General features: G+C 58.9%; 13 protein-coding genes. 10 read left to right on the top strand and 3 right to left on the bottom strand.

What is annotated here, in order from left to right; genetic code table 11:
* Window positions 1–54 precede the first annotated feature (54 nt).
* The 3 genes from D882_RS0130485 to D882_RS0130475 are packed head-to-tail and all read right to left on the bottom strand — an operon-like array spanning window position 55 to window position 2,511.
* A complete protein-coding gene (locus tag D882_RS0130485) occupies window positions 55–822 on the bottom strand; it encodes a TerB family tellurite resistance protein (RefSeq protein WP_027926734.1) in 768 nt (255 codons plus the stop codon).
* A 1-nt stretch (window position 823) separates the two neighbouring features.
* Window positions 824–1,495 carry an N-acetylmuramate alpha-1-phosphate uridylyltransferase MurU gene (gene murU, locus D882_RS0130480; protein WP_027926733.1) on the bottom strand — a complete coding sequence of 224 codons (672 nt, stop codon included), beginning with the start codon at window positions 1,493–1,495 and terminating at the stop codon, window positions 824–826.
* On the bottom strand, window positions 1,492–2,511 hold the full coding sequence (locus D882_RS0130475; protein WP_027926732.1) for an aminoglycoside phosphotransferase family protein: 1,020 nt from the start codon (window positions 2,509–2,511) through the stop codon (window positions 1,492–1,494). The genes murU and D882_RS0130475 overlap by 4 nt, the downstream gene beginning before the upstream one ends.
* A gap of 130 nt (window positions 2,512–2,641) precedes the next feature.
* Between D882_RS0130475 and D882_RS0130470 the strand changes: the two genes are divergently transcribed.
* The 10 genes from D882_RS0130470 (at window position 2,642) to D882_RS0130425 (ending at window position 15,463) form a co-directional block, all read left to right on the top strand.
* The gene (locus D882_RS0130470; RefSeq protein ID WP_027926731.1) at window positions 2,642–5,452 is read left to right on the top strand and encodes an LPS-assembly protein LptD; all 2,811 of its coding nucleotides are present in this window, start codon (window positions 2,642–2,644) and stop codon (window positions 5,450–5,452) included.
* The gene (gene surA / locus D882_RS0130465) at window positions 5,427–6,749 is read left to right on the top strand and encodes a peptidylprolyl isomerase SurA (protein ID WP_027926730.1); all 1,323 of its coding nucleotides are present in this window, start codon (window positions 5,427–5,429) and stop codon (window positions 6,747–6,749) included. The genes D882_RS0130470 and surA overlap by 26 nt, the downstream gene beginning before the upstream one ends.
* Window positions 6,746–7,735: a 4-hydroxythreonine-4-phosphate dehydrogenase PdxA gene (gene pdxA / locus D882_RS0130460; protein WP_027926729.1), complete on the top strand. Its 990-nt coding sequence runs from the start codon at window positions 6,746–6,748 to the stop codon at window positions 7,733–7,735. The genes surA and pdxA overlap by 4 nt, the downstream gene beginning before the upstream one ends.
* On the top strand, window positions 7,732–8,550 hold the full coding sequence (rsmA, locus tag D882_RS0130455) for a 16S rRNA (adenine(1518)-N(6)/adenine(1519)-N(6))-dimethyltransferase RsmA (protein ID WP_027926728.1): 819 nt from the start codon (window positions 7,732–7,734) through the stop codon (window positions 8,548–8,550). The genes pdxA and rsmA overlap by 4 nt, the downstream gene beginning before the upstream one ends.
* Before the next feature lie 123 nt (window positions 8,551–8,673).
* Window positions 8,674–9,054: a Co2+/Mg2+ efflux protein ApaG gene (gene apaG, locus D882_RS0130450; protein ID WP_027926727.1), complete on the top strand. Its 381-nt coding sequence runs from the start codon at window positions 8,674–8,676 to the stop codon at window positions 9,052–9,054.
* Window positions 9,054–9,935, top strand: a complete 882-nt coding sequence (locus tag D882_RS0130445; protein WP_027926726.1) for a symmetrical bis(5'-nucleosyl)-tetraphosphatase — start codon at window positions 9,054–9,056, stop codon at window positions 9,933–9,935. The genes apaG and D882_RS0130445 overlap by 1 nt, the downstream gene beginning before the upstream one ends.
* Window positions 9,936–9,968: 33 nt before the next feature.
* Window positions 9,969–10,298: a thiosulfate sulfurtransferase GlpE gene (gene glpE / locus D882_RS0130440; protein WP_027926725.1), complete on the top strand. Its 330-nt coding sequence runs from the start codon at window positions 9,969–9,971 to the stop codon at window positions 10,296–10,298.
* Between the two features lie 297 nt (window positions 10,299–10,595).
* Window positions 10,596–12,518: a PrkA family serine protein kinase gene (locus D882_RS0130435; RefSeq protein ID WP_010467160.1), complete on the top strand. Its 1,923-nt coding sequence runs from the start codon at window positions 10,596–10,598 to the stop codon at window positions 12,516–12,518.
* Between the two features lie 114 nt (window positions 12,519–12,632).
* A complete protein-coding gene (locus D882_RS0130430; protein WP_007947798.1) occupies window positions 12,633–13,904 on the top strand; it encodes a YeaH/YhbH family protein in 1,272 nt (423 codons plus the stop codon).
* Window positions 13,901–15,463: a SpoVR family protein gene (locus tag D882_RS0130425; RefSeq protein ID WP_027926724.1), complete on the top strand. Its 1,563-nt coding sequence runs from the start codon at window positions 13,901–13,903 to the stop codon at window positions 15,461–15,463. Before D882_RS0130430 ends, D882_RS0130425 begins: the two co-directional genes overlap by 4 nt.
* The last annotated feature ends 11 nt before the right edge of the window (window positions 15,464–15,474 follow it).

The raw sequence follows: 15,474 nt of genomic DNA, 5'->3' as shown, positions 1-15,474 counted from the left end.
GGGAGTGTGGCTTGCCCGCGATGAGGGCATAACGGGCGACAGATCTCTTTCCTGCTACCGAAAATCCCGCCGCTCACGAATCAACGTATAAGCCGCATGCAATTCACGCGTCTTGTCCGTTGCCTCACGTACCTGCAACGCCGTCGCCCCGCTGCCGGCGATCTTGTCCGGGTGATGTCGACTCAGAAGGCGTCGATAAGCGCGTTTGATCTGCGCCGGCTCGCTGGTTGCAGACACCCCCAACAGCCGCAACGCATCCTGATAGGTGATCGCGCTGCTGACTTGCGGCCGCTTGTGCTGCTCATAATCGGCGGCCAGCGCCTGAACCTGATGCGGCGTCCAGCCCAGCCACTTACCCCACTGGGCGATCAGCTCGCGCTCATGACTGCCGGCACGACCATCGGCCCAGACCATCCGCCAACAGGCGCGCAATACACCTTCCGCCGCATGCGGCTGAGCACTCAAGCGTCGCAGATAGCCGCGTAACCGGTCATTGCCGGACTTGCCGCGATTGAACGCGGCAATGGCACGACGCTGCGCCGAATCTGTCATCTCCAGAGCACGCATTTCCTGGCGGGCCTGCTGAATATGGCCATCCACTACTCGCCCGTCACTCTTGGCCAAGCGCCCCAACAACACGAATAGCAGCTCGTCATTGCGCAGCATCGGACGACCGCCGAGCTTTTCAAGCAAGTGCCCAACGCTTTGCAGGTGCAAGCGCCGATCCAGCGCCTGCCCCAACAAGGCGCCGAGCATGGCCCCCGGAATGCTGGCGATGGCAAAGCCTGCTCCGGCTCCGATCAGAGTCCCTGGCCACAGCATCTCAGCGGCTCGCTTCTATCAGGGTTTCAACGTCGGCCAGGCGTTGGTGCGTACCGACATCCACCCATTGACCTTTCAGGCGTTCACCCGTCACTTGCCCATCGGCCATGGCCTTGCGCAACAGCGGTGCAAGCTTGAAGGCTCCGTCCGAACAGCCGTCGAACAGGTGCGGATGCAGCACTGCGATGCCGCTGTACGTCAGGGTCGTTGTCTCCGGGCGACCGTCGTGCACATGCCCGTCGAGCAACGTGAAATCGCCCGTCGGGTGATGGGCCGGGTTATCCGCCAGCACCAGGTGAGCCAGCCCGTTGATGGGCTGATGCAGCACGCTGAAGTCGTAGTCGGTCCAGATGTCACCATTGACCACCACAAAGGCCTCGTCCCCCAGCAACGGCAATGCGCGGAAAATCCCGCCGCCGGTTTCCAGGGGCTCGCCTTCCGGCGAGTACTGAATGCTGACGCCATAGCGCGAACCGTCGCCCAGATAATCTTCGATCTGCTGACCGAGCCAGGCGTGGTTGATCACGATCTCGGTGAACCCGGCCGCCGCGAGGGCGCGCAGGTGGTACTCGATCAATGGCACGCCGCCGGCGCGAACCAGCGGTTTGGGGGTGGTCAGGGTCAACGGGCGCATGCGCTCGCCCTTGCCGGCCGCCAGAATCATTGCCTTCATGCATTCGCTCCGGCACGCAGACTCAGCAGCAACACATCCAGCTCGGCCAGTTCAGGACGGCGGGCGATCACGGCATCTATATAGGCAAAGAAGCGCGGCACGTCGGCGAGGTAGCGCGGCTTGCCGTCGCGATGGCAGATGCGGGCGAAGATGCCGATGACTTTCAGATGACGCTGCACGCCCATCAGGTCGCTGGCTCGCAGGAACTCTTCGAAGTCCGGCTGAACCGGAATATCGAGGGCGCCGGCTTGCTGCCAGTAAGTTTCGAGCCAGCCACGCACACGCTCTTCAGGCCAGCTGAGGAAGGCGTCCTTGAACAGGCAGGTCACGTCGTAGGTCACAGGACCGTACACCGCGTCCTGGAAATCCAGTACGCCCGGATTCGGTTCGCTGAGCATCAGGTTGCGTGGCATGTAGTCGCGATGCACCAAGACTTTGGGCTGGGCCAGGGCGCTGTCGATCAACAGATCGGTGACGTTTTGCCAAAGCATTTTCTGCGCCGCGTCGAACTCGATGCCCAACGCGTGTTTCACGTACCAGTCCGGGAACAGTTCCAGCTCGCGACGCAACAGTGCGACGTCATAACTCGGCAATGGCGCAACCATCGGCAACTGCTGAAAAGCCAGCAGTGCTTGCAGGGCATCGTTGAACAAATCGTCGGCATTTTCGCTGTCGATCACGTCGAGATAAGTCTTGTTGCCCAGGTCATTGAGCAAAAGAAAACCGCGCTCGAGGTCTTCGGCATAAATTTTCGGCACATTTATTCCGGATTTCGCCAGCAAAAAAGCGATATCCACGAAGGGTTTGCAGTTTTCCTGGGGCGGTGGCGCGTCCATCACAATGAAACTTTTGCCCTCGCCTTCCCAGCGGAAATAGCGCCGAAAACTCGCGTCGCTACTGGCCGCGGTCAACGTGGCCGGGGGTACGGCGCCCCAGCCCTGTTCTGCAAAGAGAATCGCCAACTGCTCATCGAGCCAAACTTTCAGGTGTTGCAAACGTACATCTTGGTCAGGCATTGCAAGGGTCTCCGACGGCGCTAGCCGTCAAGCGGGTCATGCTTTATTATCCAGCATCTTTTTCAGACCATCGAGAGGCGTGCGGCCCACACCGCGGGCAGATGGCACGCAGGAAGCCCGGACTAATAAGATGGCATTGAAATCCCCCGCGTTTCGTAAAAAATTTCCGTTGTTGGTTACCGGCAGTCTGCTGGCCCTGCAACCCCTAGCCACTTCATTCGTGGTCGCTGCGGAACAGTATGACTGCTCAGTCTCTGCTTCGGGTGCCTGGAACTGTGCGCCAAAATCGCCCGCGGCGGCATTGCCACCGCGCCCTGTCCATGAGGGCAGCGCCGTCTCCGCCACTGGCGAAGCGGCAGCTGAGAGCGGTTCCAGCGAAAGCACCGAAGCCAAGCCTGTACTCGTTACCGAGTCCAAGGGCCGCGGCATGAAGTCGCGTAGTGCAGACTACAGTCACCTCGACTGGGTTCCACGCGAGAACCTCACTGCCGCGCAACTGGCCGAAACCGGTCCTTATTGCTCTGGTTCCTATATCGAACCGATTCGTCCTGGCATGAATGACAAGACGAATAAAAGTGACGCACCGACCTTTATCGGCGCCAAGGCCTCGCGCTACAACACCGAAGATCAGATCGGCACACTGGCCGGTGACGTCGTATTGCGTCAGGGCAGCATGCAGGTCGAGTCCGACGAGGCCAGCCTGTATCAGGCCGAAAGCCGCGCCGAACTCACTGGCGACGTACGCATCCGCGACAACGGCGCACTGATCGTCGGCGACCACGCCGACGTGCAGCTCGACACCGGTGAAGCCAAGGTCGACAACGCCGAATACGTGATGCACAAATCCCGTATCCGCGGTAACGCGCTGTACGCCAAGCGTGCCGAAAACGCGATCATCCGCCTCAAGGATGGTACGTACACCACGTGCGAACCGAACAGCAACGCCTGGCAGCTCAAGGGTAACAACATCACCCTGAACCCGGCGACCGGCTTCGGCACCGCGACCAACGTGACACTGCGGGTCAAGGACATTCCTGTCCTGTACACGCCGTACATCTACTTCCCGATCGACGACCGTCGCCAGTCGGGCTTCCTGCCGCCGACCATCGGCACCGGCAGCGATACCGGCTTCATGCTGGTCACCCCGTATTACTTCAACCTGGCACCGAACTACGATGCCACGTTGTACCCGCGTTACATGGAAAAGCATGGCTTGTTGATGGAAGGCGAATTCCGCTACCTGACCAAGTCCAGCGAAGGTCAGTTCGGTGGGGCGTACCTCAACGACGAAAGCGATGAGCGCGACAAGCAGACTGACTTCCAGAAAGAACGCTACATGTATAACTGGCAGCACAAGGGCGGTCTGGATTCTCGCGTTTACACGCAGGTCGATTACACCAAGATCAGTGACCCTTACTACTTCCAGGATCTGCAGACAGACCAGATTGGTGTGAAACACACTGATTACGTTAACCAGTCGGGCGCAGCGGTGTATCGCGGCGATAACTACACGGCATCGTTGAGCGCTTACGCTTATCAGCTGGCGTCCGTGTCGAACATTACGCCATACGACCGCTTGCCGCAGATCAACTTCAATGGCTCTCTGCCGTATCACCCGGGCGGGCTGGATTTTTCGTATAAGACCGAAGTCGTGCGGTTTGATCGGGACTTGAAAAACGGCACGTACACTGACCAGGACGGCAATGTGTCCCCGCGCCTGGACACTAATATTCAAGGCCTGGCCCGTGCCACCGGTGATCGCCTCAACCTGGCGCCGGTTGTCAGCCTGCCGCTGAACTGGACTTATGGCTTCCTGAAACCGTCGCTCAAGTATCAATACACCCAGTACCAACTGGATCTGGACAGTATTGGCAAAGGTCAAATCGTCGCTCAGGATCAAGCCGCAGCTGCCGCCGGGACCAAAAATTTCAATGGCAACTTCGGCAGCAACCAAAATATGGGCGTGCCGATTGCCAGCATCGATAGCGGCCTGTACTTCGATCGTAATACCCAATGGTTCGGCAAAAATTATCGCCAGACCCTTGAACCGCGCCTGTTCTATCTCTACGTCCCCGAGGAGAACCAGGAAGATATTCCGGTATTCGATACCAGCGAATACACCTTCAACTATGCGTCGCTGTTCCGTGACAACCGCTTCTCTGGCACCGACCGTGTCGGCGATGAGAACAAACTGTCGCTGGGCATCACTAACCGCTGGATCGAAGACGACGGCTTCGAACGCCAACGCATCAGCATTGGTCAGGCCATGTACTTCAAGGACCGCGAAGTCCAGTTGCCGGGTATCAATCCAAAAACCCGCGCCGATGCACAAGCCAATGTTTCACCATATGCACTGGAATACGAATACCGCTGGAACCGCGACTGGCGCACCACAGCCGACTACAACTGGGACCCGGACAGCCGCAGCCCTCGCTCGGGTAGCGCGATGTTCCACTACCAGCCTGAAGACAACCCGAACAAGGTCATCAACGCCGGCTATCGCTATCGTAACGATCAGGTGATCTACAACCAGAACACCGGTCAATGGCAGTTTGGCGGCGACTACGGCACCCCTGGCACGCCTAACTACGTGAAGGATTACTACAAAATCCAGCAGCACGACTTCTCCGTGATCTGGCCGATCGTACCGCAATGGAACCTCATCAGCCGCTGGCAGTATGACTACAACCGCGACCGGACCCTGGAAGCCTTCGGTGGTTTCGAGTACGACAACTGCTGCTGGAAGCTGCGCGTGATCAACCGTTACTTCGTTGATTACGACGAGTTCAGCCAACAAGCTCCGGAAAACGAAAAAGGCGACCATGGCGTCTTCCTACAAATCGTTCTGAAAGGTCTCGGCGGCCTCACCGGCGCCAAAGTAGAGAGCTTCCTCGACAAAGGCATCCAAGGTTATCGTGAACGTGAAGACCAAGCTTTCTGATTGTCTGCGCCCGCTGCTGCTGGGCGCGCTGTTCCTGGGTACCGCGGCTAATGCCGCCGTACAGTCCATCGATAAAGTGGTGGCTATCGTCGACAACGACGTGGTCATGCAGAGCCAACTGGACCAACGCGTTCATGAAGTTCAGGCAACCATTGCCAAGCGTGGCTCCGCCGTGCCGCCAGCCAGCGTGCTGGAGCAGCAGGTGCTTGAGCGTCTGATCGTCGAAAACCTGCAATTGCAGATCGGCGAACGTTCGGGCATCCGCATTACCGATGAAGAACTGAACCAGGCGGTGGGCACCATTGCCCAGCGTAACAACATGTCGGTCGATCAATTCCGTGCCGCGCTGGCTCACGACGGTCTGTCTTACGACGACGCCCGTGAACAGATTCGCCGTGAAATGGTCATCAGCCGTGTGCGTCAACGCCGTGTGGCCGAGCGCATCCAGGTGTCTGAACAGGAAGTGAAGAACTTCCTCGCCTCCGACCTTGGCAAGATGCAATTGTCTGAGGAGTTCCGTCTGGCCAACATCCTGATTCCTACGCCGGAAAGTGCCAACTCCGACGCGATTCAGAATGCTGCCAAACAGGCTGACGCGATTTACCAGCAACTCAAGCAAGGCGCTGACTTCGGTCAGTTGGCCATCGCCAAGTCTGCCAGCGAAACTGCACTGGAAGGCGGCGACATGGGCTGGCGTAAAGCCGCTCAATTGCCACCTCCATTTGATCGCATGTTGAGCACCATGTCGGTGGGCGAAGTTACCCAGCCAATGCGCACACCGGGTGGCTTCATCATCCTGAAGATTCTCGACAAGCGTGGCGGTGCAACCCAGACGCGAGATGAGGTGCACGTGCGCCACATCCTGGTCAAACCAAGCCCGATTCGCGACGAAGCGAAAACCAAGGCCCTGGCCGAGTCGCTCTACTCCCGTATCGAAGCCGGTGAAGACTTCAGCGAACTGGCGAAAAGCTACTCCGAAGATCCGGGTTCTGCCCTCAACGGCGGCGACCTGAACTGGATCGACCCGAACGCACTGGTGCCCGAGTTCCGCGAAGTGATGGCCAAGACCCCGCAAGGTCAGCTGTCCAAGCCATTCAGAACCCAATACGGCTGGCATGTTCTGGAAGTGCTGGGCCGCCGCGCCACCGACAGCACCGCCCAGGCTCGCGAGCAACAGGCGATGACCGTACTGCGTAACCGCAAATACGACGAAGAGCTGCAAACCTGGCTGCGTCAGATCCGTGACGAAGCGTACGTAGAAATCAAACTCCCTGGTGCAAGCCAGGCAGCGCAGTGAAACCCAAGCGTTTCGCGCTGACACCCGGCGAACCGGCCGGCATAGGTCCCGACCTGTGCCTGCTGCTCGCCTCGCACGCCCAGCCACATCCCCTGATTGCCATTACCAGCCGCGACCTGCTCCTTGAGCGGGCCGCGCAGCTGGGTGTGGTTGTCGATCTGCTGCCGGTAACGCCGGACAGCTGGCCGGATGTGCCTGCGCCTGCGAACAGTTTGTACGTCTGGGACACACCGCTCAATGCGCCGGTCATCGCCGGCCAGCTGGACAAGGCCAATGCCGCTTTCGTCCTGGAAACCCTGACCCGTGCCGGCCAGGGCTGCCTGGACGGGCACTTCGCCGGAATGATCACCGCCCCCGTGCACAAGGGTGTGATCAACGAATCCGGGATCGCCTTTTCCGGCCACACGGAATTCCTCGCTGACCTGACCCATACAGCCCAAGTGGTGATGATGCTGGCCACGCGTGGACTGCGGGTAGCACTGGTCACCACGCACCTGCCCCTTCGCGAGATTGCCGATGCGATCACACCGGAGCGCCTGGAGCGGGTCACACGAATTCTGTACGCCGACCTGCAAGAAAAATTCGGCATCGCCCAGCCACGCATCCTGGTCTGCGGGCTTAACCCGCACGCCGGTGAAGGCGGACACCTGGGCCATGAAGAAATCGACATCATCGAACCTACATTAGAGCGCCTGCGCGGTGAAGGCATGGACCTTCGTGGCCCCCTGCCCGCCGACACTCTGTTTACCCCCAAATATCTGGAGCACTGCGACGCAGTGCTGGCGATGTACCACGACCAGGGCCTGCCCGTGCTGAAATACAAAGGCTTCGGCGCGGCAGTCAATGTGACCCTCGGCTTGCCGATCATCCGCACCTCGGTCGACCACGGCACCGCCCTGGACCTGGCCGGCAGCGGAAAAATCGACACCGGCAGCCTGCAAGTCGCCCTGGAAACCGCCTACCAGATGGCCGAGACCCGTTTATGACCGAGCATTACCAACACAAGGCGCGCAAACGCTTTGGCCAGAACTTCCTGCACGATGCAGGTGTTATCGACCGAATCCTGCGCTCCATCCATGCCAAGGCCGAAGACCGCGTACTGGAAATCGGCCCGGGCCAGGGTGCCCTGACTCAAGGCCTGCTCAACAGCGGCGCACAACTGGACGTGGTGGAGCTGGACAAGGACCTGGTCCCGATCCTCAATCAGCAGTTCGCCAGTCGAAGCAACTTCAGCCTGCATCAGGGTGATGCGCTGAAGTTCGACTTCACCAGCCTGAATGCTGCGCCGGGCAGCCTGCGCGTGGTCGGTAACCTGCCGTACAACATCTCTACACCGCTGATTTTTCACCTGCTGCATAACGCCAGCCTGATCCGCGACATGCACTTCATGCTGCAAAAAGAAGTGGTCGAGCGCATGGCGGCGGGTCCTGGCGGCGGTGACTGGGGCCGCCTGTCGATCATGGTTCAGTACCACTGCCGGGTCGAACATCTGTTCAACGTCGGCCCGGGCGCGTTCAACCCGCCGCCCAAGGTTGATTCGGCCATCGTGCGCCTGGTGCCTCACGCGGTACTGCCGCATCCGGCCAAAGACCACAAATTGCTGGAGCGCGTCGTTCGCGAAGCCTTCAACCAGCGCCGCAAGACCCTGCGCAACACCCTCAAGTTGCTGCTGAGCAATGCCGAGATCGAAGCCGCCGGCGTCGATGGCAGCCTGCGTCCCGAGCAACTCGACCTGGCCGCCTTCGTGCGCCTGGCCGACAAGCTCAGCGAGCAAGCCCTGAACCCGCCCGCCGCCGACTGACAGGTGACAAGCGTTATCGGGTAGGACGCCAGACGCGATGTCTGGTTTACTACCCGGTACTTGGCCTAGACTGAACTCCATCAGCTACGCCCCGCGTCCCGCTTCGTTTTTAAGGCCTCTTGCATGTCCGATCCTCTTTATCAGGTCGACGTCAGCGTCGTCACCCGCTATCTGGCAGAACAATCGCAACCCGAGCAAAACCGCTTTGCTTTTGCGTACACCATTACCGTGCACAACAACGGCAAGCTACCGGCCACACTGTTGTCGCGGCACTGGGTCATCACCGACGGTGACGGGCATGTCGAGGAGGTCAAGGGTGCGGGCGTCGTAGGCTTGCAGCCGCTGATCCTGGTCGGCGAAAACCACACCTACAGCAGCGGCACGGTCATGACCACCAAGGTCGGCACCATGCAAGGCACCTATCAGATGATTGCCGGCGACGGTAAGCATTTCGACGCCGTCATCGCTCCATTCCGCCTGGCGGTGCCCGGAGCCTTGCACTAATGGCAACGTACGTCGTTGGTGACTTGCAGGGCTGCCTCGAGCCCCTGCAATGCCTGCTTGAGCAAGTCGCTTTCGATCCGGCCAAGGATCGTCTCTGGCTGGTGGGCGACCTGGTCAACCGCGGCCCGCAGTCGCTGGCAACCTTGCGCTTTCTCTATGGCATTCGTGAATCGCTGGTGTGCGTACTGGGCAACCATGACCTGCACCTGCTGGCCGCCGGGTACAACATTGAACGCCTGAAGAAAGCCGACACCCTGCGCGAGATCCTCGAAGCGCCAGATTGCGCGGAGCTGCTGGAGTGGCTGCGCCAGCAAAAGCTCATGCACTACGACGAACAGCGCGATATCGCACTGGTGCACGCCGGCATTCCACCGCAGTGGTCATTGCGCAAAGCCTTGAAGTGCGCCGCCGAAGTTGAAGAGGCCCTGCGCGACGACAACCGCATCGCCCCGTACCTCGACGGCATGTACGGCAACGAACCGGTGAAATGGGATAGCGACCTCAAGGGCGTGACCCGCCTGCGCGTCATCACCAACTACTTCACCCGCATGCGTTTCTGCACCAGCGAGGGCAAACTCGACCTCAAGAGCAAGGAAGGCGTCGGCACAGCGCTACCAGGCTACAAGCCATGGTTCACGTACAAGGAACGCAAGACCAAGGGCCTGAAGATCATCTTCGGCCACTGGGCGGCCCTCGAAGGCAACTGTGACGAACCGGGGATCTTCGCGCTCGACACCGGTTGTGTCTGGGGTGGAGCCATGACCCTGATGAACGTCGACACCTTCGAACGCCTGCAGTGCCAATGCAACGATCAGGGCCACAGTGAACCCGCCGTCACTCCCCCCCTTACCGAACAAACCCCAGCCAGCGCCCCGCGCTAGGCTGCGCTATCAGCCGAGCCACAGGAGCCCGCCATGAGCGAATTCAAACGTATCCCCCCGGAACAGGCACAAGCCCTGCGCGAACAAGGCGCAGTGGTGGTCGACGTCCGCGATCCGCAAACCTATGCCGCGCTGCACATCAGCGGCTCGAAGCATCTGGACAATCATTCCCTGCATGCCTTTATTCAGGGTGCAGACCTGGACGCGCCGACCGTAGTGGTCTGCTACCACGGCAATTCCAGCCAGGGTGCCGCCGCCTACCTCATCAGCCAGGGCTTCTCCGACGTCTACAGCATGGACGGCGGTTTTGAGCTGTGGCGTACGACGTATCCTGCGGAAACCGCGCAAGGTACCTCCGAATAATTTTTTTGTAACCTGCGAGCCCCCGCCCCCCGTGGGCTCGCGCGGTGGCAGACGAACGGTGTGCCACAACTAATTGCGTATCTCGCCTTTACCTCCCGAATTAGCAACTATCCTTAAGCGCAGGCCATCCAAAACAGGGGAGAGCCGGTACACCGGCGCGCGGGTCATCGGGAGTAGCTTTCGGAGTAGTCAGCTCCGTTAGAGTTCTGGGGGGTAAACAGCGACCGCCTGTTCGGTTGCTGCCAGCATCGACTGAGTGATCCGGCGTCGGCTCCACGTATCGAGCGAGGTGACGTCATGAGTATCTTTAGCCACTTCCAACAACGCTTCGAGTCCACACGCCAGGAAGAACTCTCGCTGCAAGAGTATCTTGAGCTGTGCAAACAGGACCGCAGCGCCTACGCCTCCGCAGCCGAGCGTCTATTGCTGGCCATCGGAGAACCGGAGCTGCTCGACACCTCGACCAACTCGAGACTGTCGCGAATCTTTTCCAACAAGGTGATCCGCCGCTATCCGGCCTTTGAAGACTTCCACGGGATGGAAGAATGCATCGACCAGATCGTGTCGTATTTCCGCCATGCGGCTCAGGGCCTGGAAGAGAAGAAACAAATCCTCTATCTGCTCGGCCCCGTCGGTGGCGGTAAATCGTCCCTGGCCGAGAAGCTGAAACAACTGATCGAGAAAGTGCCCTTCTACGCGATCAAGGGCTCACCGGTATTCGAGTCGCCCCTCGGTCTGTTCAACGCCACTGAAGATGGCGCGATCCTCGAAGAAGATTTCGGCATTCCGCGGCGCTACCTCAACACCATCATGTCGCCATGGGCCACCAAGCGCCTGGCCGAGTTCGGCGGCGATATCAGCCAGTTCCGCGTAGTGAAACTCTATCCGTCGATTCTCAATCAGATCGCCGTGGCCAAAACCGAGCCGGGAGACGAGAACAACCAGGACATCTCGGCACTGGTGGGCAAGGTCGATATCCGCAAACTGGAGGAATACCCACAGAACGACGCCGACGCTTATAGCTACTCGGGCGCACTGTGCCGGGCCAACCAGGGCCTGATGGAATTCGTCGAAATGTTCAAGGCGCCGATCAAGGTGCTGCACCCATTGCTGACGGCTACCCAGGAAGGCAACTACAACAGTACCGAAGGCCTCGGCGCGATTCCGTTTACCGGGATCCTGCTGGCCCACTCCAACGAATCGGAATGGCACACCTTCCGCAACAACAAGAACAACGAAGCGTTCATCGACCGGATCTACATCGTCAAAGTACCGTACTGCCTGCGGGTCAGCGACGAAGTGAAGATCTACGACAAACTGCTGTTCAACAGTTCCCTGGCCAAGGCCCATTGCGCGCCCGATACCTTGAAGATGCTCGCCCAGTTCACCGTGCTCTCTCGCCTCAAGGAGCCGGAAAACTCGAACATCTACTCGAAAATGCGCGTGTATGACGGTGAAAACCTCAAGGACACTGATCCGAAGGCCAAGTCGATCCAGGAATACCGCGACAACGCCGGTGTCGACGAAGGCATGAACGGTCTCTCGACCCGATTCGCGTTCAAGATCCTGTCGAAGGTCTTCAACTTCGATCCGCACGAAATCGCCGCCAACCCGGTGCACTTGCTGTACGTGCTGGAACAACAGATCGAACAGGAACAGTTCCAGGCCGAAACCCGCGAACGCTACCTGCGCTTCCTCAAGGAATACCTGGCACCGCGCTACATCGAGTTCATCGGCAAGGAGATCCAGACCGCCTACCTCGAGTCGTACAGCGAATACGGCCAGAACATCTTCGATCGCTACGTGCTGTACGCCGACTTCTGGATCCAGGACCAGGAATACCGCGACCCGGAAACCGGCGAAATCCTCAACCGAGTGGCCCTGAACGAAGAACTGGAGAAAATCGAAAAACCGGCCGGCATCAGCAATCCGAAGGATTTCCGCAACGAAATCGTCAACTTCGTCCTGCGCGCCCGGGCCAACAACAACGGCAAGAACCCGACCTGGCTCAGTTACGAAAAACTGCGGGTGGTTATCGAGAAGAAAATGTTCTCGAACACCGAGGACCTGCTGCCGGTCATCAGCTTCAACGCCAAGGCCAGCAAAGAGGACCAGCAGAAGCACAACGACTTCGTCACACGGATGGTCGAGCGCGGCTACACCGACAAACAGGTACGGCTTCTTTCCGAATGGTACCTACGGGTCCGGAAATCGCAATGACGCAGCGGCAAGCCATAAGCTACAAGCGGCAAGAAAAAGCGCGTAAGCCCTGACATCCGGGCAGCTTCTACTTGCAGCTTGTAGCTCACAACTTGAAGCCGCCCGGAGGGCCCTATGAGCTATGTGATCGACCGACGTCTCAATGGCAAGAACAAGAGCACGGTGAACCGTCAGCGGTTTCTGCGACGTTACCGTGATCACATCAAAAAGGCTGTCGAAGAGGCGGTCAGCCGGCGCTCCATTACCGACATGGAACACGGCGAACAGATCAGCATTCCTGGCCGCGATATCGACGAGCCGGTGCTTCACCACGGCCGTGGCGGCAAGCAAACCGTCGTGCACCCCGGCAACAAGGAATTCACCAGCGGCGAGCACATAGCCCGCCCGCCCGGAGGGGGCGGTGGCAGAGGCCCCGGCAAGGCAGGCAACTCGGGCGAAGGGATGGACGAGTTTGTCTTCCAGATCACCCAGGAGGAATTCCTCGAATTCATGTTCGAGGACCTCGAGCTGCCGAACCTGGTCAAACGCAACCTGACCGGTACCGACACCTTCAAAACGGTACGCGCAGGGATCAGCAACGAAGGCAACCCATCGCGCATCAACATCATTCGCACCTTGCGCTCGGCCCATGCACGGCGCATTGCCCTGTCAGGCAGCAGCCGCGCCAAGCTGCGTGAAGCCAAAGAGGAACTGCTGCGACTCAAGCAGGAAGAACCGGACAATTTCGGCGATATCCAGAAAATCGAAGCCGAAATCGAAAAACTCAGCGCACGGATTCATCGCGTGCCGTTTCTTGATACGTTCGACCTCAAGTACAACCTGTTGATCAAGCAGCCCAACCCCAGCTCGAAGGCCGTGATGTTCTGCCTGATGGACGTGTCCGGCTCCATGACCCAGGCGACGAAGGACATCGCCAAGCGCTTTTTCATCCTGCTGTACCTGTTTCTCAAGCGTAACTACGACAAGATCGACGTCGTGTTCATCCGCCACCACACCAGCGCCCGGGAAGTGGATGAAGAAGAGTTCTTCTATTCACGCGAAACCGGCGGCACCATCGTCTCCAGTGCCTTGAAGCTGATGCAGGAGATCATGGCCGAGCGCTATCCGAGCAATGAATGGAATATCTACGCCGCCCAGGCGTCCGACGGCGATAACTGGAACGACGATTCACCGATCTGCCGCGACATTCTGATCAACCAGATCATGCCGTTCGTGCAGTACTACACTTACGTTGAGATCACCCCGCGCGAACATCAGGCCCTGTGGTTCGAGTACGAACGCATCGCCGAAGCCTTCTCTGACACTTTTGCCCAGCAGCAACTGGTCTCGGCCGGGGATATCTACCCGGTCTTCCGTGAACTCTTCCAGCGCAGGTTAGTGACATGACCGCCAAAGAGCAGAAGCGCCAACCCATTTCCACCGGCTCCGAATGGACGTTCGAGCTGATCCAGGCCTACGACAAGGAAATCAGTCGCCTGGCGGCTCGGTATGCCCTCGATACTTACCCTAACCAGATCGAAGTGATCACCGCTGAACAGATGATGGACGCCTACGCTTCTGTCGGGATGCCGTTGGGCTATCACCATTGGTCCTACGGCAAGCACTTCCTCAGCACCGAAAAATCCTACAGCCGTGGGCAGATGGGGCTGGCCTACGAGATCGTGATCAACTCCGATCCGTGTATTGCTTACCTGATGGAAGAAAACACCATCTGCATGCAGGCATTGGTCGTGGCGCATGCCTGCTATGGGCACAACAGCTTTTTCAAAGGCAATTACCTGTTCCGCACCTGGACTGACGCCAGTTCGATCATCGATTACCTGGTGTTCGCCAAGCAGTACATCATGCAGTGCGAGGAACGCCACGGCATCGACGCCGTGGAGGACTTGCTCGACTCCTGCCACGCGTTGATGAACTACGGCGTCGACCGCTACAAACGCCCTTATCCGATTTCCGCGGAAGAAGAACGGCGTCGGCAAAAGGATCGGGAAGAGCATCTGCAGAAACAGATCAACGACCTGTGGCGCACCATTCCCAAAGGCGCGGACAAGTACAGCGACAAGGACAATGCACGCTTCCCCGCTGAACCTCAGGAAAACATCCTGTACTTCATCGAAAAACACGCGCCGCTACTGGAACCGTGGCAGCGGGAAATCGTGCGGATCGTGCGCAAGATCGCGCAATATTTTTATCCACAGCGTCAGACCCAGGTGATGAACGAAGGCTGGGCCACGTTCTGGCACTACACGTTGATGAACGACCTGTACGACGAAGGCCTGGTCACCGACGGGTTCATGATGGAGTTCCTGACATCCCACACCAGCGTGGTGTTTCAACCCGGTTTTGACAGCCCTTACTACAACGGAATAAACCCTTACACCCTGGGGTTCGCCATGTACCGGGATATCCGGCGCATGTGCGAGAACCCCACCGACGAAGATCGCCACTGGTTCCCGGAAATTGCCGGCACCGACTGGCTGTCGACCATCAAGTTCGCCATGAGCAGCTTCAAGGATGAGAGTTTTATCCTGCAGTACCTGTCACCGAAAGTGATCCGCGACCTGAAGTTGTTCAGCATTCTCGATGACGACCAAAAGGATGACCTGCTCGTACCCGCGATCCACGATGAAGAAGGCTACCGCATCATCCGTGAAACCCTGGCGGCGCAGTACAACCTGGGCAATCGCGAGCCCAACGTGCAGATTTACAGCATCGACCGGCGTGGAGATCGCTCCCTGACCCTGCGTCACCAGCAACACGACCGCAAGCCGCTGGGCGAATCCACCGAGGAGGTGCTCAAGCACCTGCACCGGTTGTGGGGCTTCGATATTCACCTGGAAACGCTGCAAGGGGATCAGGTGATGAAAACCCACCATGTACCCCCCAGAAGCGAGCACAGCGAAGGGGATTACGGCCGACTGGACCTGGCCGTCATCCATCTTTGAGCCTGTTTGAA

The organism is Pseudomonas sp. URMO17WK12:I12 (assembly GCF_000514395.1).
GTDB lineage: Bacteria > Pseudomonadota > Gammaproteobacteria > Pseudomonadales > Pseudomonadaceae > Aquipseudomonas > Aquipseudomonas mucoides.
This window is presented reverse-complemented; position numbering and strand designations above follow the sequence as displayed.